Source organism: Lentzea sp. NEAU-D7 (assembly GCF_026242055.1).
Lineage (GTDB): Bacteria > Actinomycetota > Actinomycetes > Mycobacteriales > Pseudonocardiaceae > Lentzea.
In genome coordinates this window covers 32,812-54,361 of the sequence record NZ_JAPJDL010000023.1, presented here as the reverse complement: position 1 = coordinate 54,361, position 21,550 = coordinate 32,812, and the positions used below count along the sequence as shown (strand labels likewise).

The 21,550-nt window shown below is 73.0% G+C and carries 1 protein-coding gene and 2 pseudogenes; all 3 read right to left on the bottom strand.

What is annotated here, in order from left to right; all coding sequences use genetic code 11:
• The gene (locus ORI60_RS35500; RefSeq protein ID WP_266042384.1) at positions 1-4,452 is read right to left on the bottom strand and encodes a type I polyketide synthase; all 4,452 of its coding nucleotides are present in this window, start codon (positions 4,450-4,452) and stop codon (positions 1-3) included.
• Positions 4,452-9,767 (bottom strand): annotated as a pseudogene (locus ORI60_RS35495) (type I polyketide synthase); the annotation flags it as partial. The gene ORI60_RS35500 and the pseudogene ORI60_RS35495, both read right to left, overlap by 1 nt.
• 50 nt (positions 9,768-9,817) lie before the next feature.
• Positions 9,818-21,454, bottom strand: a pseudogene (locus tag ORI60_RS35490) (SDR family NAD(P)-dependent oxidoreductase); the annotation flags it as partial.
• Between the last annotated feature and the right edge of the window lie 96 nt (positions 21,455-21,550).

Below are 21,550 nucleotides of genomic sequence, written 5' to 3'. Positions count from 1 at the left end.
TCAGGTGCCGAGCTGTTGGTCGATGAAGGCGAAGAGCTCGTCGTCGGACGCCTCGGTGAGGTCGGTCCGCGCCACAGCTCCGCGGGAAGTCAGGGGTGCGGAGCCGAACTCCGCGACGAGCGCGTGCAGGCGCTCCAGGACGGCGGCGTGCGCCTCGCTGCCCGCGTCGAGGCCGCCGAGCACGTCGCCGGCCCTGTCCAGGTCGCGCAGCAACGCTTCCGCCGCGCGTTCGGGACCCGCCACCTCGGCCCACAGGTAGTTCGCGAGCGCCAGCGGTGTCGGGTGGTCGAAGATCAGGGTGGACGGCACCGACAGCGACGCCGCCGCGTCCAGGCGGTTGCGCAGCTCGACCGCGGTCAGCGAGTCGAAGCCGAGCTCGCTGAAGGCGCGGTCCGGTTCGATCGTCGTGCTGCTCGGGTGTCCCAGGACCTTGGCGACGACCTCGCGGACCAGGTCGAGCAGCACGCGGCGCTGCTCGGGCTCGATGAGTCCGGCGAGCCGTTCGCGCAGGTCGGGCCCCGCCGTCGCGGCGGGGACCTCCGTCTGCCGGCGGGGGATCTCCGCGAGGACCGGTGCGTGTCGCGCGGTGTCCAGGTAGGCGGGCCAGTCGAAGTCCGCCACGGTCACCGCGACGTCGCCCGCGGCGAGCGACTCGAACAGGGCGTCGACGGCGGCTCGGGGAGCCATCGGCCGCAGTCCCATCCGGCGCACGTCGTCGTCGACCGTGCCGGCCATGCCGCCCTCGGCCCACGGCCCCCACGCCACCGCGGTGGCGGGCAGTCCGTCGGAACGGCGCTGCTCGGCGAGCGCGTCGAGGTGCGCGTTGGCCGCGGCGTAGGCGGCCTGGCCGCCGTTGCCGAGCACCCCGGCGACGGAGGAGTACAGGACGAACGCGTCCAGTTCGAGGTGCCGGGTGAGGTCGGCGAGGTGGTGGGCCGCGTCGACCTTGGGCCTGGCGACGGCGTCGAACCTCTCCGGGGTGAGGCCCGAGATCAGGCCGTCGTCCAGCACTCCGGCGGTGTGCACGACGACCCGCAGGTCGTCGAGCTCCGACACGATCGGGGCCAGTGCCTCGCGGTCGGCCGCGTCGCAGGCGTGGATGCTCACCCGCGCGCCGAGTCCGGTGAGCTCCGCGGCGAGTTCACGCGCTCCGGGGGCGTCCTCTCCTCGGCGGGACAACAGGACCAGGCGCTGCGTGCCCGCCTCGACCAGCCGCCGGGCGACCACGGCTCCGAGCGCGCCCGTGCCGCCGGTGATCAGCGCGGTACCGCTGGTGGTCCACGTGCCCGTGGCGGGTTCCGCGGGGACGAGGCGCCGGGCGTGCACGCCGGACGCGCGGATCGCGACCTCGTCCTCGCCGCCGGACAGGACCTCCAGCAGCCGCGTGACGGAGCGGGCGTCCGGAACCTCCGGCAGGTCGACGCAGCCACCCCAGGAACGGGGCTGCTCGATCGCCGCGACCCGGCCGACACCCCACACCTCGGCCTGCCGCGGTGAGGTGACGCGCTCCTGCTCGCCGACCGCGACCGCTCCGCGCGTGGCACACCACAACCGGGTGTTCTCGCGCAGCGACGCCGCGGCCGCCTTGCCGTCGCCGACGAAGGCGAGGACGTTGCCCTCGCGAGCGTCGGCGGTGCTGACGACGGTGGTTCCCAGCGCTTCCGCGGCGGCCTGCGCCCAGGCGTCGTCCTGGTCCGCGACGACCGTCCACGGTCCGGCCGGCGTGCCTGCCGCGGTCGCGACGGGTGTCCACCGGATGCGGTGGCGCCAGCCGCTCGCCCGCTCGACCGGCTCCGGCGCGAGCCAGAACCGCTCCCGTTCGAACGGGTAGGTCGGGAGGTCGACCGGCTGGGCGCCGGTGCCCGCGAAGATGCCGGGCCAGTCGAGCTTGACGCCGTGCGCGAACAGTGTGGCTTGGGCCTGCGCGGCGGTGGTGACCTCGTCGCGGTTCCTGCGCTGCACGGGCAGGAACAGCCCGCCGGGCACGCAGTCGGGCCCCAGCGCGGACAGCGCCGCGTCCGGGCCGATCTCCACGAAGCGGCGGACACCGGCGGTGTGCAGGGTGGTCATGCCCTCGGCGAAGCGGACGGTCCCGCGGACGTGCCGCACCCAGTACTCCGGGTCGGTGACCTGGTCCGCGGTGGCGACCGCGCCGGTCAGGTTGGAGACCAGCGGGATTCGCGGCGCCGCGTACTCGACGTCACGGGCGATCTCCCGGAACTCGGCGAGCATGCCGTCCATGAGGTGCGAGTGGAAGGCGTGGCTCACGGCGAGCCGCTTGGAGCGCTCGAACCGGTCTGCCATCCGGGTGACGGCCTCCTCGTCGCCCGACAGCACGAGCGACTCAGGGCCGTTGACCGCGGCGATGCTCACGCCCGGCAGCAGTTCGACCTCGGCCTCCGAGGCCTTGACCGCGACCATCGCGCCGCCCGCGGGCAAGGCCTGCATGAGCTTGCCGCGGGCGGCGACCAGCCTCGCCGCGTCCTCCAGCGACCACACGCCCGCGAGGTGCGCGGCGGTCAGCTCGCCGATGGAGTGGCCGAGCAGGAAGTCGGGCCGCACACCCCACGACGTCACGAGCTCCGCGAGCGCCACCTCGAACGCGAACAGCGCGGGCTGGGTCACCGCCGTCTGGTCGAGGGCTTCCGGCACGGTGCCGTGCACGACGTCCAGCAGCGAGAAACCGGTGTGCTTGTCCAGGTGTGCCGCCACCTCGGCGAACTTGTCCGCGAACACCGGGTAGGCGGACAGCTCGCGTCCCATGCCGAGACGCTGCGCCCCCTGACCCGTGCACAGGAACGCCACCTTGCCGGTGGTCCGCGTGCCGGTCACCACCTCGGGTGCCTCGGCACCGGACGCCAGGGCGGCCAGCCCTTCCTCCCCGAAGACCACCGCGCGGTGCGGCAGCGCCGCACGACCGGTGGCGAGCGTGAGGGCGACGTCCACGGGGTCGAGACCGGGCACCCGGCGCGCCAGGCGCTCCGCCTGGCGGCGCACCGCCTCGTCGCTGGTCCCGGAGAGCACCCACGGGACGCGGACCGGCGGTTCGGTCGTGCGCTCGGGAGCTGCCCGCGGCGGTGCCTCGCGGAGGATGACGTGGGCGTTGGTGCCGCTGATGCCGAACGACGACACCGCCGCGGTGCGGGGGTGTCCGGCGGCGGGCCAGTCGCGGTGCTCGGTGAGCAGGCGCCCGTTGCCCGAGTCCCACGAGATGGCCGGCGAGGGTTCGGTGACGTGCAGCGTGCGCGGCAGTTCGCCCCGGCGCAGCGCCTCGACCATCTTGATGATCCCGGCGGTTCCGGCGGCGGACTGGGTGTGGCCGATGTTGGACTTGATCGAGCCGAGCCAGAACGGCTCCTCGCGGCCCTGGCCGTAGGTGGCCAGCAGGGCGTCGGCCTCGATCGGGTCGCCCAGCTCGGTCCCGGTGCCGTGCGCCTCGACCACGTCCACCTCCCCCGCGGGCAGGCGGGCGTCGGCGAGCGCGGCACGGATGACGCGCTGCTGCGACGGGCCGTTGGGCGCGGTGAGACCGTTGGACGCACCGTCCTGGTTGACCGCGGAGCCCTGGATGACCGCGAGCACGCGGTGACCGTTGCGCTCGGCGTCCTCGAGCTTCTCCAGCAGCAGGACCCCCGCGCCCTCACCGAAACCGGTGCCGTCGGCGGAGGCCGAGAAGGACTTGCAGCGGCCGTCCGGGGAGAGCGCGCGCTGCCGGGAGAACTCGACGTAGGTGTCGGCGATGGCCATGACGCACACCCCGCCGGCGAGAGCCATCGTGCACTCGCCGGTGCGCAGCGCCTGAACGGCTAGGTGGACGGCGACCAGCGACGACGAACACGCGGTGTCGACCGTCAGCGCCGGCCCTTCCAAGCCGAGCGTGTAGGCCACGCGACCGGACAGCACGCTGCCCTGGGTCCCGTTGCCCAGGAAGCCCTCGACGCCTTCCGGAAGCTCGCCGACGCCGACGCCGTAATCGCCGTACATGAGCCCCGCGAACACACCCGTCGCGCTGCCCTTGAGCGTCGTCGGGTCGATGCGCGCGTGCTCCACGGCCTCCCAGCTGATCTGGAGCATCAGCCGTTGCTGCGGGTCCATGGCCAGCGCCTCGCGCGGCGAGATCCCGAAGAAGCCCGGGTCGAAGTCGCCGGCGTCGTGCAGGAAGCTCCCCTCGCGGGAGTACGAGGTGCCGCGGTGGTCGGGATCGGGGTGGAACAGCTCGCCGAGGTTCCAGCCGCGATCGGCCGGAAACCCCGACACCGCGTCGGTGCCGGAGGCGACCAGGTCCCACAGCGCCTCCGGCGACTCGACGCCGCCGGGGTACCGGCAGGCCATGCCGATGATCGCGACCGGTGCGTGGGCGTCGTCGGCCAGCTTCCGGTTGCGCGCGGCCAGCCTGCTGCTCTCCTTGACCGACTCCCGCAGTGCTGCGACAAGTTCTTCGTTGGAGGGCATCAGGAGTTCTCCGAACCGGGGGTGAGTGACACGAACTCGTCTTCGGTGGCCGCCATGACGCGCTTCACCAGCTCGTCGGCGTCCATCTCGTCGATCAGGTCGGCCGTGGCCGCGAAGGACACCGCGTCGGCGGCGGCCGGGTCGTCCACCGCGGCGACCGGCTCGGCGAGTCCCGGCAGCAGCGAGAGGACGAAGACGGCGACCGCGCGTGGCGACGGGTGGTCGAAGACGACGGTGGCGGCCAGGCGCAGCCCGAACATCGTGTTGAGCTTGTTGCGCAGGTTCACGGAGCTCAGCGAGTCGAAGCCCAGCTCGGTGAACGGGCGCTCCGCGTCGATCAGCGCTCCGGAGCTGTGCCCCAGCACGTCGGCGACCTGCTCCAGCACGGCGTCCAGCACCGCGTCCTGCCGTTCGGCCGCGGGCAGCGCGGCCAGGCGTTCGACGAGGGAGTGTTCCCGCACCTCGCGCGAGGTCGCGTTCCGCCGTCCGGCCGTGCGCACCAGGCCGCGCAGGACGGCCGGGATCTCGGTGGTGCGCGCCAGCCGGTTCAGCACGGTGAAATCGATCTTCACCGGGACGGCCAGCGCGTCGTCCACGGCCAGCGCCGCGTCGAAGGCGCGCATGCCTTCCGCGCGGTCCAGCGAGCCGAAGCCGTCCCGGCCGAGGCGGTCCACCTGTGCGTCGTCCAGGTGGACCGTCAGGCCCCGGTCCTGGCGCCACGGTCCCCAGGCGAGCGACCGCGCGGCAAGACCGCGGGCGCGGCGGTAGGCGGCGAACGAGTCCAGGAAGCAGTTGGCCGCGGCGTAGCTGCCCTGCCCGGGAGAGCCGAGAACGCCGGCTGCCGACGAGTACAGGACGAAGTGCCGCAGACCCAGGTCCTTCGTGAGCTCGTGGAGGTGCCACACCGCGTCGACCTTGGGGACGAGCACGCCCGCGAGCCGTTCCGGGGTGATCGCGGTGACGACGCCGTCGTCGAGCACGCCCGCGACGTGGACCACGCCGGTCAGCGGGTGCTCGGCCGAGATGCCGCTGAGCACGGCGGCGACGTCCCGCCGATCGGCAGCGTCGCATCGCTCCACGACGACCTGTGCGCCCAGAGCCGTCAGTTCGTCGCGCAGCTCCGCCGCTCCCGGTGCGTCGAGCCCGCGGCGGCTGGTCAGGACCAGGTGCCGGACGCCGTGCTCGATCACCAGGTGCCGGGCGGCCAGCGCTCCCAGGTCCCCGGTGCCACCGCTGACCAGCACGGTGCCGTCCGGGTCCCACGTCGCCGGGTCGTCAGCGGCCGCGGCGGGAACCAGACGGGGCACCACCAGTTCACCACCGCGTGCGGCGACCTGCGGCTCACCGGTTCCCAGAGCCGCACCGACCGTCTCGACAGGACCGTCGAAGAGGACGAACCTGCCGGGGTTCTCCGACTGGGCGGAGCGGACCAGGCCCCACACCGCGGCGGAGGCCGGACAGGGTGCGCCGGGGTCGGTCGCACCGGTGGTCCGCACGACCAGGGTCGCCGCGGCGAACCGGTCGTCCTCGAGCCAGGTGCGCAGGACGCCCAGCACGGTCGCGGTGAGCCGGTGGGTGTCGGCGACCGGATCGCCGCCGGACAGCGCCGAGAACACGACGTTCCCCTCGACGGCACCGTCGGCGGGCAGCTCGGAGTAGTCCGTCCAGGGCTGGGCGTGCTGAGCCCGCGTGCCCTGCCATTCGACCGCGTACAGGTTCTCCCGCGTGTCCGCGCTGCGCAGCTGGCCCGCGGTGACGGGCCGGACGGCGATCGACTCGACGGAGATCACCGGCTGCCCGGCGTCGTCCACCGCGGACAGCGTTCCGGAGCTCCCGTCCGCGCCCGTCAACCGGACCCTCAGCGTGCGGGCACCGGTGGCGTGCAACGAGACACCGCCCCAGGAGAACGGGAGTGCGGCGGACTCGCTCGCGCCGGGGGCCAGGAACAGGGTGTGCACCGCCGCGTCGAGCAGAGCCGGGTGGATCGTGAAGCCGTCGGCTCCGGCGTCCGGCAGAGCGATCTCGGCGAACACCTCGCCGTCCCGCCGCCAGGCCGCCCGCAGTCCCTGGAACGCGGGACCGTAGCCGAAGCCGGAGTCGGCCAGGCGGTCGTAGAAGCCGTCGAGGGCGACGGGGTCGGCCCCGCTGGGCGGCCACTCCCCCGGTACCCAGTCCTCGCCCGTGGCGGTGGGCCGCAGCCATCCGTCCGCGTGGCGGGTCCACGACTGCCCCGCGGGGTGCCTGCTGTGGACGGAGATCGGCCGGCGGCCGTCCTCGTCGGCGTCACCGACGACCACCTGCAGCGCCAGCGCGACCTCGGAGCTCAGCAGCACCGGCGCGTGCAGGGTCAGTTCCTCGACCGTGCCGCACCCGACCTCGTCACCGGCGCGGATCGCCAGTTCGACCAGCGCCGCCCCCGGCACGATCACCGTGCCCATGACGGCGTGGTCGGCCAGCCAGGTGTGGGAGGAGAGCGACAGGCGTCCGGCGAACAGCGCCCCGTCCCCGTCCGCGGGCAGGATCGACGCCTCGAGCACCGGGTGCTCCGCCGCGACGAACCCGAGCGCGCTCAGGTCGGCGGGACCGTCGTCGTCGTTCGCGAGCCAGTAGGGGCTGTTCTGGAACGCGTAGGTGGGCACGTCGACGCGGCGGGCACCCGTGTCGCCGAAGAACGCCGTCCAGTCGACCTGGGCACCGCTGATGTGCAGTCGCGCGACCATCGTGGCCAGGTCCTGGTCCTCGGCGTGGTTCTTGCGCAGCGACGGGACGAACACGGCGGCGTCCGGCCGTTCCACGATCTCCATCGCGGCCGCGGTCAGCACGCCGTTCGGGCCCACCTCGACGTAACGGGTGACGCCTTCGCGTTCGAGCAGGCTCACGGCGTCCGTGAACCGGACGGGCTGGCGGATGTGCCGGACCCAGTACCGCGGATCACCCACCTCCCCCGCGCCGGCCTGCTTGCCGGTGAGGGTCGAGATGATCGGGATGCGCGGCGCGGAGTACGTGAGCTCCGCGGTCGCCCGGCCGAACTCTTCGAGGATGCCGTCCATCAACGCCGAGTGCGACGCGTGGCTGACGACGAGCTTCTTGGCCTTGCGCCCCCGGTCCTTGAACCGCTGGGCGATGGCCATCGCGGTGTCTTCATCACCGGAGATCACGACCGACGTCGGCCCGTTCAGGGCCGCGAACCCCACGAGGCCGGTCAGCTCGGGAGCGACCTCCTCCTCCGAGGCCTGGATCGCCACCATCGCGCCGCCCGGCGGCAACGAGTTCATCAACCGGCCGCGGATCGCGACGATGCGCGCGGCGTCGGCCAGCGACCAGACGCCGGCGATGTGCGCCGCGGCGAACTCGCCGATCGAGTGCCCCGCCACGTAGTCGGGGACGACACCGAGGGACTCCAGCAGCCGTGCCACCGAGACCTCGATGGTGAACAACGCGGGCAGCATGTAGTCGATCTGGTCGAGCAGGGTGGAGTCCTCGGCGAACACGACTTCGCGCAGCGGCCGCGGAAGATGGGCGTCGAACTCCGCCGCCACGGCGTCGAAGATGGCGGCGAACGCGGGGTGCGTGGCGCACAGGCTGCGGCCCATGCCCAGGTACTGCGCCCCTCCACCCGTGAACAGGAAGGCGGTCTTGCCGCCGCTCGCGCCGCCGTGCAGGACCTGCTCGCTCCTGCCCCCGTCGGCGAGGACGGCCAGGCCGTCCAGCAGGCTGTCCCGGTCGGTGGCGAGGACGACACCCCGGTCGGCGAGCGCGGACCTGCCGGTGGCGAGCGAGTACGCGATGTCGAGCGGGCTCAAGGCGTCGTCGGCCTCCACAAAGGACCGCAGACGCCTTGCCTGCGCCGACAGCGCCTCGCGGTTCGTCCCGGACAGCACGACGGGAACGGGCGGGTGCGCGCGGTCGCCGGGCCGGTCCTCCGCGACCACCTCGGCCGGAACCTCTTCGAGGATCAGGTGGGCGTTGGTCCCCGAGATGCCGAAGGACGACACGGCGGCACGGCGCGGCTGGTCGCGCCGAGGCCACGCCTGGGCCTCCGTCAGCAGCTCGACGGAACCCGACTGCCAGTCCACGAACGGCGTCGGGGTGTCGACGTGCAGGGTCTTGGGCAAAGTGTTGTGCTGCAACGCCATCACCATCTTGATGACGCTGCCGACACCCGCCGCGCACTGCGTGTGGCCGATGTTGGACTTCAGCGAGCCGAGCCACACCGGCCGGTCGCCGGGGCGGTCCTGCCCGTAGGTCGCGAGGACCGCCTGCGCCTCGATCGGGTCGCCGAGCCGGGTGCCGGTGCCGTGCGCCTCGACCACGTCGACGTCCCTGGTCGACAGCCGGGCGTCGGCGAGCGCCTGGGCGATGACGCTCTGCTGGGCGGGTCCGCTGGGCGCGGTGAGGCCGTTCGACGCGCCGTCCTGGTTGATCGCCGAGCCCCGGACGACCGCGAGCACCTTGTGCCCGTTGCGGCGGGCGTCGGAGAGCCTTTCGAGCATCACCATGCCGACGCCCTCGGACCAGCCGGTGCCGTCGGCGGACTCGGCGAACGACTTGCAGCGCCCGTCGGGTGAAAGGCCGCGCTGGCGCGAGAACTCGACGAACACGCCCGGCCCGCCCATGATGTTCGCGCCGCCCGCCAGAGCGAGGTCGCACTCACCGCTGCGCAGCGACTGGACGGCGAGGTGCATCGCCACGAGCGACGACGAGCAGGCGGTGTCCACCGAGACGGCGGGGCCTTCGAGCCCCAGGCTGTAGGCGATCCGGCCGGAGTGCACCGAGCACGTGGTGCCGGTGAGGAGGTACCCCTCCACGTTCAGGGCCTGCTCGTGCAGCCGCGGTCCGTACTCCTGCGACGAGACGCCGGCGTAGACGCCTGTCTTCGTACCGGCCAGGGAGCCGGGGGCGATGCCCGCCCGTTCGATCGTCTCCCACGTGACCTGCAGCAGCAGGCGCTGCTGCGGGTCCATCGCCAGCGCCTCGCGCGGTGAGATGCCGAAGAAGTCAGCGTCGAACTGGTCCGCGGTGTGCACGAAGCCACCGGTGGTCGCGTAGCTGCTGCCGGAGGCCTCCGGATCGGCGTCGAACAGCCCGTCCAGGTCCCACCCGCGGTTGGTCGGGAACGCCGAGATCCCCTCGCGCTCCTCGTCGACCAGGCGCCACAGGTCCTCGGGGCTCTCGACGTCACCGGGATAGCGGCAGGCCATCCCGATGATCGCGATCGGCTCCCTGTCGCGGGACTCCGCCTGGCGCAGGCGCGTCCTGGTCTGCTGAAGGTCCGCGGTCAGCTTCTTCAGCAGACCGACCAGCTTCTCTTGATCCGCCATCTCACAACCTCAAAAGGAATGTTGACCAGGACAGGGGTGCTCGATCAGGACAGGCCGAGCTCTCGTTCCAGGAAGTCGACGAGCTCGTCGGCCGTCGCGTCCGCCAGGTCGCCCGCCGCCTCGTCCGGACCGGCGGCCGTCGCCGAGAACGTCGACAGCAGCTCCTCCAGCCGCAGCACGATCGTCAGGTGGCCGTCCCCGCCGACCGCCGACAAGCTCGTCTCCAGGCGGTCCAGCTCGGCGAGCACGGCGGCCGCGGACACCTTGGCGGCTCCCTGCGGAGCCAGCAGCTGCTTCAGGTGCGTCGCGAGCGCGACCGTCGTGGGGTGGTCGAAGACGGCCGTCGCGGACAGCCGCACCTCCGCCGCGGTGTTGAGCCGGTTGCGCAGCTCGACCGCCGTCAGCGAGTCGAGGCCGATGTCGGTGAACGGCTTGGTCGTCTCCAGCGCCGCCACGTCGCTGTGGCCGAGGACGGCGGCGGCGTGCCCGCGGACGAGGTCGACCAGGAAGGTGTTCTGCTCCGTCTCCGTCAGGGAGGCGAGTCGTTCCGCCAGCGAGGACGCCTGGGGCACCTCGGTGACCCTGCGGGGTGCGGCGCGACCCAGGTCGTGCCACATCTGGTTGATCTCGTTGTGCTTGGCGAACTTGCGCAGTGCGGCGCGGTCGAGCTTCACCGGGACGGCGAGGGGCTCGTCGGCGCGCAGCGCGTCGTCGAACAGGGCCATGCCCTCGGCCAGGGCCAGTGCGCCGAAACCCTCCTGGCTCATGGCGTCCAGGTCGGCCTGGGACAGGCCGGCTCCCATGCCGTCCTCCCACAGGCCCCACGCGTGGGCCTGACCGACGTGGCCACTGCCGCGGCGGTGCTCGGCGACGGCGTTGAGGAAGGCGTTGGCCGCGGCGTAGTTGGCCTGGCCCTCGGTGCCGGTGATGCTGCTGATCGAGGAGAACACGACGAACCGCGCCAGGTCGAGGTCCCGGGTGAGCTCGTGCAGGTGCCAGACCGCGTCCACCTTCGCGCGCTGCACCACGTCCAGTCGTGCGGGCGTGAGCGATCCGATCAGTCCGTCGTCGAGCACACCGGCGGTGTGCACGACAGCGGTCAGCGGCCGGTCCCGCGGGATGCCGTCGAGCACGCCGGCCAGCGCCTCGCGGTCGGCGGAGTCGCAGGCGGCGACGGTCACGGTGGCACCGAGCCCGACCAGGTCGGCGCGCAGCTGCTCCGCGCCCGGCGCCTCCGCTCCACGCCGGCTGAGCAGCAGGAGGTGGCGGATGCCGTGCTCGGCCACGAGATGACGGGCGACCGCGCTGCCGAGCGCACCGGTGCCGCCGGTCACGAGGACGGTTCCGTCCTGATCCATCGGCCTGGGCAGGGTGAGCACCACCTTGCCGACGTGCTTGGCCTGGCTGATGAACCGGAAGGCCTCCTGCGCCTGGAAGACGTTCCAGCTCCGGGTGGGCAGCGGTGTGAGCTGTCCGCGTTCGAACAGCTCGTCGAGCTCCGCCCAGATCTCCGCGATCCGGTCCGGTCCGGCGTCGATCAGGTCGAACGCCCGGTAGGTGATGCGGCGGTGTCCCCGGCCCACCTCGGCGGCGTCGCGGACGTCCGTCTTGCCCATCTCCACGAAGTGGCCGCCCTCGGTGACCAGGCGCAGCGACGCGTCCACGAACTCGCCCGACAGCGCGTTGAGGACGACGTCGACACCGCGTCCCACGGTCGCCGCCGTGAAGACGTCCTCGAAGTCGAGGTCGCGCGACGACGCGATGTGCAGGTCGTCCAGCCCTGCCTCGCGCAGGACGTCCTGCTTTCCTGCGCTCGCGGTGCCGAAGACCTCCGCACCGAGGTGGTGGGCGAGCTGGGTCGCCGCCATGCCGACGCCGCCCGCGGCGGCGTGGATCAGGACGGACTGGCCCTTCTCGAGGCGGCCGAGGTCGCACAGGCCGTAGTACGCCGTGAGGAACACCAGCGGCACCGCCGAGGCCTGTTCGAACGTCCACCCGCGCGGCATCCGGGTGACCAGCCGGCGGTCGGCGTCGGCGACGGGTCCGATCCCGCCGATGACCAGGCCCATCACCCGGTCGCCCGGACGCAGGTCGGTGACCTCCGAACCGACTTCGAGCACCACACCGGCGGCCTCGTTGCCGATCGTCCCGGCGTCTCCCGGGTACATGTCGAGCACGGTCAGCACGTCGCGGAAGTTCAGCCCGGCGGCACGCACGCCGATGCGCACGTCACCCGGCGCGATCGGTTCCAGCACACCGGGGTTGGGCGTCAGGACCAGGTGGTCGAGCGTGCCCTTGCCCGACATCCCGAGCCGCCACGCGTCCGTGCCCTGCGGGGGCGACAGCCGGTCCTTGGCCGCGGACACGAGCCGCGGCGCGAGGACCTGGTCGCCGCGCACCGCCACCTGCTGTTCGCCCGACCCGATCACCCTGCCCAGCAGCTCACGCCCGATCGCCACACCGGGTTCGGCGTCGACGAGCAGGAAACGGCCGGGGTACTCCTGCTGCGCGGTGCGGACGAGGCCCCAGGCGACCGAGGTCGCCGGGTTGTCCACAGTGGAGTCGACGGCGACCGCGCCCTCGGTCACCACGACGAGCTGGGAGCTCGCGAACCGGTCGTCCGCAACCCAGCGCTGGATGAGGCCGAGCATGCGGTGGGACAGCGTGCGCGCCGCTTCGGGCACGTCCACTTCGCGGTCCACCGGCACGTGCAGGACGACGTGCGCGGGAGCCCGGTCGCCGACCGCCTCGTAGTCCGTCCACTCGACGGCGTCGCCGAGCACCGCCGGTGCCCACTCCACGCGCAACGACCAGTCGTTCTGCCGCTGCGGCTGCAGCCCTTCGGCGGAGATCTCCTTCAGCACCAGGGACTCCACGGTCATCACCGGCTCACCGGTGCTGTCCGCCACCCGGATCGACCAGGCGCCACCGCTCTCCTCGCGGAGCCTGACGCGCAGTGCGCCCGCACCGGACGCGTGCAGGGTGACGCCGTTCCACACGAACGGCAGTGACAACGGGGTGTCCTCGGTCAGGCCGATCGCGTGGAGCGAGGCGTCCAGCAGTGCCGGGTGCAGCCCGTAGTCCGGGTGCCCGGCGTCGCCGGAGATCGTGACCTCGGCGAAGACGTCGTCCCCCAGCCGCCAGGCCGCGGCCAGTCCCTGGAACACGGGACCGTAGGAGAGACCTGTGCGGGCGAGCTCCTCGTAGCGGCCGGTGACCGCCACCGGCTCGGCTCCCGCCGGCGGCCACTCCCGGAGGTCGAAGTCCGGCGCGGGCGCGGCGGGCACCAGCGAACCGGTGGCGTGCCGCGTCCAGGGATCTCCGGTGAGGGCGCTCGCCGTGCGCGAATGCACGGTGAGGGAGCGGCGGCCGTCCGCGGCGGCGGGACCGACCTGCACCCGGAGGTCCACGGCGCCCGACTCCGGCAGCACCAGCGGGGTCTGGAGGGTCAGCTCCTCCACGGTGGCGCAGCGGACCTCGTCCGCGGCGCGCACGGCCAGTTCGACCAGGCACGCGCCTGGGACGATCACCTGGTCCAGCACGACGTGGTCGGCCAGCCAGCCGTGGGTCGCACGCGACAGGCTTCCCGTGAAGAGGAACCCGTCGCCTTCCGCGAACTCGACGGCCGCACCGAGCAGGGGGTGCTCGGCCGACGCGAGCCCGAGGCCGGTCGTACCGGCCTGCGTGCGCGGCGCCTCCAGCCAGTACCTCTCGTGCTGGAAGGCGTAGGTCGGCAACGGCACCCGCCGAGCGCCGGAGAACATGGCGTCCCAGACGACGGGCACGCCGTGCACGTGCAACCGCGCGAGCGCCGTGGTGAACGACTTGACCTCGTCGTGCTTCTTGCGCAGCAACGGGACGAAGACGCTGTCCTCCTCCGCGCTCTCCGCGCCCAGGGCGGACAGGGAGCTGTCCGGGCCCAGCTCGACGAACCGCGTCACCCCGAGCTCCGCGCACGCGGCCACCGCGTCGGCGAACCGCACGGGCTGCCGCGCGTGCCGGACCCAGTACTCCGGTGACGTCACCACACCGGGGCCGACCAGGGCACCCGTCACGGTGGACACCATCGGAACCACCGGTTCGCGGTACTCGATCGACTCCGCCACCGCGCGGAACTCGTCCAGCATCGGCTCCATCAGCACCGAGTGGAACGCGTGCGACACCGACAACCGCGTGCACTTCCGGCCTCGTGCGGCAAGCACTTCGGCCGCTGCGAGCACCGGGCCCTCCGCACCCGACAGCACCACCGAACCGGGACCGTTGACCGCGGCCAGCGACACCTCGTCCGACAGGAACTCCCCGGCCTCGTCCTCACCGGCCCGCACCGCCACCATCACGCCGCCGGGCGGCAGTTCCTGCATCAGCCGCCCGCGCGCCACGACCAGCCGGGCCGCGCCGTCCAGCGAGAACACACCGGCCACGTGCGCCGCCGCGATCTCCCCGATCGAGTGCCCCACCAGGAACTCCGGCCGGACACCCCACGACTCCGCCAAGCGGAACAGCGCCACCTCGACGGCGAACAACGCGGGCTGCGTCACGGCGGTCTGGTTCAGTGCCTCGGCATCGGCGCCGAACACCACCTCACGCACGCCCGGCAGCACCGCGCAGACCTCGTCGAAGGCCGACGCGAACACCGGGAACTCGTCGTACAACCCGCGGCCCATCGCCAGGCGCTGCGACCCCTGACCGGCGAACAGGAACGCCACCGGTCCACTGAGGACGGAGCCTTCCACGACCTCGGCGCCGGCGCCTCCGGCGGCGAGAACCTCCAGAGCTGCCAGCAGTTCCTGACGGTCCGCTCCGGTCACGGCGGCGCGTGCCTCCAGCCCGGCGCGAGTCGTGAGCAGCGAGAAGCCGACGTCAGCCGGGGACAGGGTCGTGTCGGCGCCGACGAACGCGCTCAGCCGCCGCGCCTGCTCCCGCACCGCCGCCGGGGTCTTGCCCGACAGCACCCAGGCGGTCCTGGAGCCGGAGGTGCTCTGGCTCGTCGCGCGAGCGGGAACGTCCGCCTGGTCCGGAGCCTCGAGGATCACGTGCGCGTTGGTGCCGGAGATGCCGAACGAGGACACGGCCGCCCGTCGCGGGCGGTCGAGCGCGGGCCACGGGACCTGCTCGGTCAGCAGCGACACCGCGCCGGTGTCCCACTCGACGTGCGGCGTCGGAGCGTCCACGTGCAACGTCGCGGGCAGCGTCTCGTTCCGCATGGCGAGGACCATCTTGATCACGCCCGCGGCACCGGCGGCGGCCTGCGTGTGCCCGAAGTTGGACTTGACCGAGCCCAGCCACAGCGGCGGTCGGCCGGCGCGGTCCTGCCCGTAGGTGTTGAGCAGCGCCTGCGCCTCGATCGGGTCGCCGAGCCGCGTGCCGGTGCCGTGCGCCTCCACCGCGTCCACGTCCGAAGTGGACAGACCGGCGTTGGCCAGCGCCTGCCGGATCACCCGCTGCTGCGACGGTCCGTTCGGCGCGGTCAGGCCGTTCGACGCGCCGTCCTGGTTCACGGCGGAGCCGCGCACCACCGCCAGCACCTCGTGGCCGTTGCGCCGCGCGTCCGAGAGCCGCTCCAGCACGAGCACGCCCACGCCCTCGGACCAGCTGGTCCCGTCGGCGGCGGACGCGAAGGACTTGCTGCGCCCGTCGGCGGCCAGGCCGCGCTGCCGGGAGAAGTCCACGAACGTCTCGGGCGTCGCCATGACCGTGACACCGCCTGCCAGAGCCAGCGTGCACTCCCCCGAGCGCAACGCCTGCGAGGCCAGGTGCAGGGCGACGAGCGACGACGAACAGGCGGTGTCGACCGTGACGGCCGGCCCCTCCAGTCCCAGCGTGTAGGCGACCCGGCCGGACAGCACGCTGGCCGAGGTGCCGGTGCCGATGTAGCCCTCGACCTCTTCGGGGATCGAGCCCAGGCTGTGGGCGTAGTCGTAGTACATGACGCCGGCGAAGACGCCGGTCCTGCTGCCCTTCAGCGACGTGGGGTCGAGTCCGGTGTTTTCGAGTGACTCCCACACGACCTCCAGCAGCAGGCGCTGCTGCGGATCCATCGCCAGCGCCTCGCGCGGGGAGATGCCGAAGAACTCTGCGTCGAACGCGTCCGCCTCATGCAAGAACCCGCCTTCGCTCGCGTAGGAGGTGCCCCGGTGGTCGGGATCGGGGTGGAACAGGGTGTCCAGGTCCCAGCCGCGGTTCACCGGGAAGCCGGAGATGGTGTCCGTGCCCGACGCCACGACGTCCCACAGGTCCTCGGGAGAGCCCACCCCTCCCGGGTAGCGGCACGCCATGCCGACGATCGCGATCGGCTCGTCCGTCGCGGCCGGGGTGAGGGCCGGAGCGACCGGGTCGGGCTCCTCGCCGAAGAGCTGGACGTGGAGGAACGTCGCGAGCGCGGCGGGCGTCGGGTGGTCGAAGACGACCGTGGCCGGAAGCCGCACGCCGGCGGCGGCGCTCAGGTTGTTGCGCAGCTCGATCGCGGTCAGCGAGTCGAAGCCCAGGTCGGTGAAGGCCTTGTCCTGTTCGACGCGGTCCGCGGAGGCGTGCCCGAGCACGGCGGCGACCTGGGCGCGCACCATGCCGAGCAGCGCCACCTTCTGGTCGGCCCTCGACGTCCCCGCCGACGGCGTGCCCAGTGCGGGCGAGGTGGCGGCACGTCGCGGCCTCGTCCTGACCAGGCGCTCGAGCAGCGGCGGGAGGAGGGCGTCGCGGGACCGTGCTTCGAGAGCGGCCAGGTCGAACCGCGCGGTGACGGCGAGCGGCAGGCCGGAGGCCACCGCCGCGTCGAACAACGCGAGGCCTTCGTGCTCCGCCAGCGCCGGGAAGCCCTGCCTGGCCGTACGGTCGGCCTCCGCCGGCGTCAGGCCGCCGCCCATGCCCAGCTGCCACAGTCCCCACACGAGGGACTGGGCCGGCAGGCCTGCCGCGCGGCGGTGCAGCGCCAGCGCGTCGAGGAAGCTGTTGGCGGCGGCGTAGTTGCCCTGCCCGGCACCTTCGAAGAGGCCGGACGTGGAGGAGTACAGCGCGAACAACCGCAGGTCGAGGTGGCTCGTCAGCTCGTGCAGGTGCCAGGCGCCGTCGACCTTCGGGCGGAGCACGCCCTCGATGCGCTCGTCGTCGAGCGACGTGACGACGCCGTCGGCGAGTGCACCAGCGGCGTGCACCACGCCGACGAGCGGGCGATCCGCCGGGATGGCGCCGATGACGGACTCCAGGGCCGCGCGATCGGAGACGTCGCACGCGCTGATTGTGACGTGCGCGCCGAGCCCGGTGAGCTCGGCCAGCAGTTCGCCGGCTCCTGGCGACTCGGCGCCGCCGCGGCTGGTCAGCACCAGGCTCGTCACGCCGTGGGCCGAGACCAGGTGCCTGGCCAGTGCCGCTCCGAGCCCACCGGTTCCACCGGTGATCAGGACGGTGCCGCCGGCGGGCAGGACCCGCTCGGTGCCGGCGGCAGCAGGAGCGCGCACGACACGCGGTGCGAGCAGGACGCCCTCACGCACGGCCAGCTGTGCTTCACCGCTCTCCGCGGCGGCACCGACGAACTCCGCCGGACCGTCGAGGAGGACGAACCGCCCGGGGTGTTCGGCCTGCGCCGCGCGGACGAGACCGCACACCGCCGAGGAGGCGAGATCGGTCACGTCCGGCCCGGCCGCGCCGGTGGTCACCACGACGAGACGGGAGTCCGCGTACCGGGCGTCGGCGAGGAAGTCCTGCACGGCCGCGAGCACGGTGCGGGTGGCCTCACGCACGCCGGCCGGACCGTCAGCCTCCGGCGAGACGAACAGGGCGAGCACGCCAGGAGCGGCGTCCGCCGCGCCGTAGGTGGTCCACGCCGGTGCGCTCCCGGACGGCACGGGCACCCAGTCCACTGTGTACAGACTGGCGGAGGTGCCGTTCTGGGCCGCCGCGGACGGCGCACGGGACACGAGCGAGTCGACGGTGAAGACCGGTGCACCCGCCGGGTCGACGGCGTGCAGGCTGACCTCGTCGGCGCTCTTGACGGTGATCCTGACGCGGAGCGACGTCGCGCCGATCGCGTGCACCGACACCCCGGACCACGAGAACGGCAGCCGTGCCCGTCCGTCGTCGTCACCGGCCCCGCCGAACCCGATCGCGTGCAGGGAGGCGTCCAGCAGGGCGGGGTGCACGGCGAACTCCGCCGCGTCCGCCCCGGCCGGTTCCGGCAGGGCGACCTCGGCGAACACGTCGTTCCCGGCGACCCAGACACCGCGCAGCCCGCGGAAGACGGGACCGTAGGCCAGGCCGGTGGCGGCCAGGTCGTCGTACACGCCGTCGAGCGCGACCTCCCGCGCTCCGGCGGGCGGCCACGACGTCGTGGACCACTGGTGCGGCGCCGACGGCTCCACGGCCAGTGCACCGGACGCGTGCAGGACCCACTCTCCGGATCCCGACAGCCTGGAGTGCACGCTGATCGCGCACCTGCCGGTGGAGTCGGCGGGGCCCGACCGCAGCTGCAGCTGCACGGAGTCCGTCTCCGCGAGCACCAGGGGTGCCTGCAGGGTCAGCTCGTCGACGACGGCGCAGCCCGCCTCCTCGGCCGCGCGCACCGCGAGGTCGAGCAGCACGGCCCCCGGCACGACGACGCGGCCGAACACGACGTGGTCGGCCAGCCACGGGTGCGTCGCGAGGGACAGCCGTCCGGTGAGCACGTGGCCTTCCCCGCCCGCCAGTGCGACGGTCGCACCCAGCAGCGGGTGGTCCCCGGACTCCAGGCCCAGCGCGGCCGCGTCGGCCGCGGCCGTGCCGGACAGCCAGAAGTGCTCGCGCTGGAAGGCGTAGGTGGGCAGCTCGACGGTGGTCGCGGACGCGGGGAACACCGCGGGCCAGTCGACCCGCGCGCCGCGCACGTGGGCGTGGCTCACCGCGCTGAGCGCCTCGGTCTCCTCCGGGCGGTCGCGGCGCAGCACAGGCCGGAACAGCACGTCGGCCTCGTCCGTCAGGCAGTCCGCGGCCATGGCGGAGAGCACGCCGTCGGGGCCCAGCTCCAGACACGTCTTGACACCGGCCGATTCGAGAACGCGCACGGCGTCGTGGAACCGCACCGCCTCGCTGACGTGCGTCACCCAGTAGTCCGGAGTGGACAGTTCCTCGGGGCTCACGAGACGGCCCGTGACCGTGGAGACGAACGGGATGGCCGGAGCGGAGAAGGACAGGAACTCGAGGAGCTGGCGGAACTCGCGCAGCATCGGCCGCATCAACGGCGAGTGGAAGGCGTGGCTGACGTTGAGGCGCTTGGCCTTGCCGCCCTGGGCCTGCCACCGGTCGGCGATCCCCAGGACGACGTCGGCGGCGCCGGAGAGCACGAGGGAGCGCGGTCCGTTGACCGCCGCGATGCCCGCGGCGTCCTCGTGTCCGCTCAGCAGGCCCAGCGCTTCTTCTTCCGTCGCGCGCAGCGACACCATCGCGCCGCGGACCTCGAGCTCCTGCATCAGCCGCCCGCGGGCGGCCACCAGGGTCGCGGCGTCCTCGAGGGTGAGGACCCCCGCCACGTGCGCCGCGGCGATCTCGCCGATGGAGTGCCCGCTGACGTAGTCGGGCTTCAGGCCCCACGACTCCAGCATCCGGTACAGCGCGACCTCGATCGCGAACAGCGCGGGCTGGGCGTAGGAGGTCTGGTCGATCAGAGCGGCGTTCTCGCTGCCCTCCTCGGCGAACAGCACCTCCAGCAACGGGATGTCCAGCTGAATGTCCAGGTAGCCGCACGCGTCGTCCATCGCACGGGCGAACGCCTCGTTGCGCTCGTACAGCTCGAGGCCCATCGCGCGACGCTGGGAGCCTTGGCCCGCGAACAGGAAGGCGAGGGCGCCGGTCCCCGCGACGTCCCGGAGGGCCGGCGCCGACGTGTCGATCACGGCCGCGAGGCCGGCCAGCAGCTCGTCGCGACCGCGGCCGACGACGGCGGCGCGGTGGTCGAGGGCGGCGCGGGTGGTGGCGAGCGACAGTCCGACGTCGACCGGACTGAGCGCCGGTTCGTTCTCCACGAACGCTTTCAGCCGCTCGGCCTGGGCGCGCAGGGCCTCGGGCGTCTTGCCCGACAGCACCCAGGGAACGGCGACGAGATCGGCGTCCTGGACGTCCCCGGTCCGCTCGTCCTCCACCGGCGGGGGTTCTTCGACGATCACGTGGGCGTTGGTGCCGGAGATGCCGAAGGACGAGATCCCGGCACGGCGCGGGCGGCCGGTCACCGGCCACGGCTGCGCCTCACCGAGCAGCGAGACGGTGCCCGCCGACCAGTCCACGTGGGACGTCGGCTGGGCGAGGTGCAACGAGCGCGGCAGGGTTCCGTGCCGCATCGCCATGATCATCTTGATCACGCCCGCGGCACCGGCGGCCGCCTGGGCGTGACCGATGTTCGACTTGATCGAACCGACCCACAGCGGCTTGTCCGCGTCGCGGTCCCGGCCGTAGGTGGCGAGGAGTGCCTGTGCCTCGATCGGGTCTCCCAGGCGGGTGCCGGTGCCGTGGGCCTCGACGGCGTCGACGTCGGCGGCGGCGAGCCGGGCGTTGGCCAGTGCCTGGTGGATCACGCGCTGCTGCGCGAGGCCGTTCGGTGCGGTCAGGCCGTTCGAGGCGCCGTCCTGGTTGATGGCCGACGCGCGCACGACCGCGAGCACGGGGTGGCCGTTGCGCCTGGCGTCCGAAAGTCGTTCCAGGGCGAGGACTCCGACGCCTTCGCCCCAGCCGGTGCCGTCCGCCGACTCGTCGAAGGACTTGCACCGCCCATCCGGTGCGAGCCCGCGCTGGCGGGAGAAGGAGATGAAGTTGCCGGGGCCGGCCATGACCGCCACGCCACCGGCCAGCGCGAAGTCGCACTCCCCGGACTTCAGCGAGTTCGCGGCGAGGTGCAGTGCGACGAGGGAACCCGAGCAGGCGGTGTCCACGCTCAGGGCAGGACCCTCGAGGCCGAGGACGTACGCGATGCGACCGGACACCACGCTCGTCGCGTTGCCGGTCAGCAGGTGGCCTTCGAACCCTTCCGGAGCGTCCGCCAGCCGCGGGCCGTACTCCTGGGGCTCCACACCGATGAACACGCCGGAACGGCTGCCGCGCAACGAGGTGGGGTCGACGCCCGCACGTTCCAGCGCCTCCCAGGAGACCTCGAGCACCAGCCGCTGCTGCGGGTCCATGGCGGTCGCTTCACGCGGGGAGATCCCGAAGAACTCGGCGTCGAACTCCCCTGCCGCGTCCAGGAACCCGCCGTGGCGGCTGTAGGTCTTCCCCGCCTTGCCCGCGTCCTCGTCGTAGATGCCCTCGACGTCCCAGCCGCGGTCGGAGGGGAAGCCGGCCACGGCGTCGACGCCTTCGTCGACCAGGCGCCACAACGCTTCCGGCGAGTCGACCAACCCCGGGAAGCGGCAGCCGATGCCCACGACCGCCACGTCGTCGCCGTGCTCGAGGGGCCGGAACGCGGACGCGGAGCCGGGCTCGTGGTCACCCGCACCCAGGCGTGCGGCCAGCGCCATCGGGCTCGGGTGGTCGTAGACGACGGTCACGGGCAGCTCGAGGCCGGTGGCCGCGACGAGACGCGCGTGCAGCTCGACCGACGCCAGCGAGTCGAACCCCAGGTCGAGGAACGACCGGGTACCGCTGCCCACCGCGGGTGCTCCGGGCACCATGTCGGCAATGACTTCCGCGGTCACACGCATGACGAGATCGCGCAATGCGTGTGCCGCCTCGCCCGAGTTTCCCGCGGGCAGCTCGTTTCCCCGGTCCACCACCTCGCCGGTGGCAGGACGGAGGTCATCGAACTCGCTCAAGTGCGCACTCCCCAA

Excerpts from the sequence above, each read along its gene's own strand:
- ORI60_RS35500 (WP_266042384.1), bottom strand. The coding sequence starts at position 4,452 with ATGCCCTCCAACGAAGAACTTGTCGCAGCACTGCGGGAGTCGGTCAAG.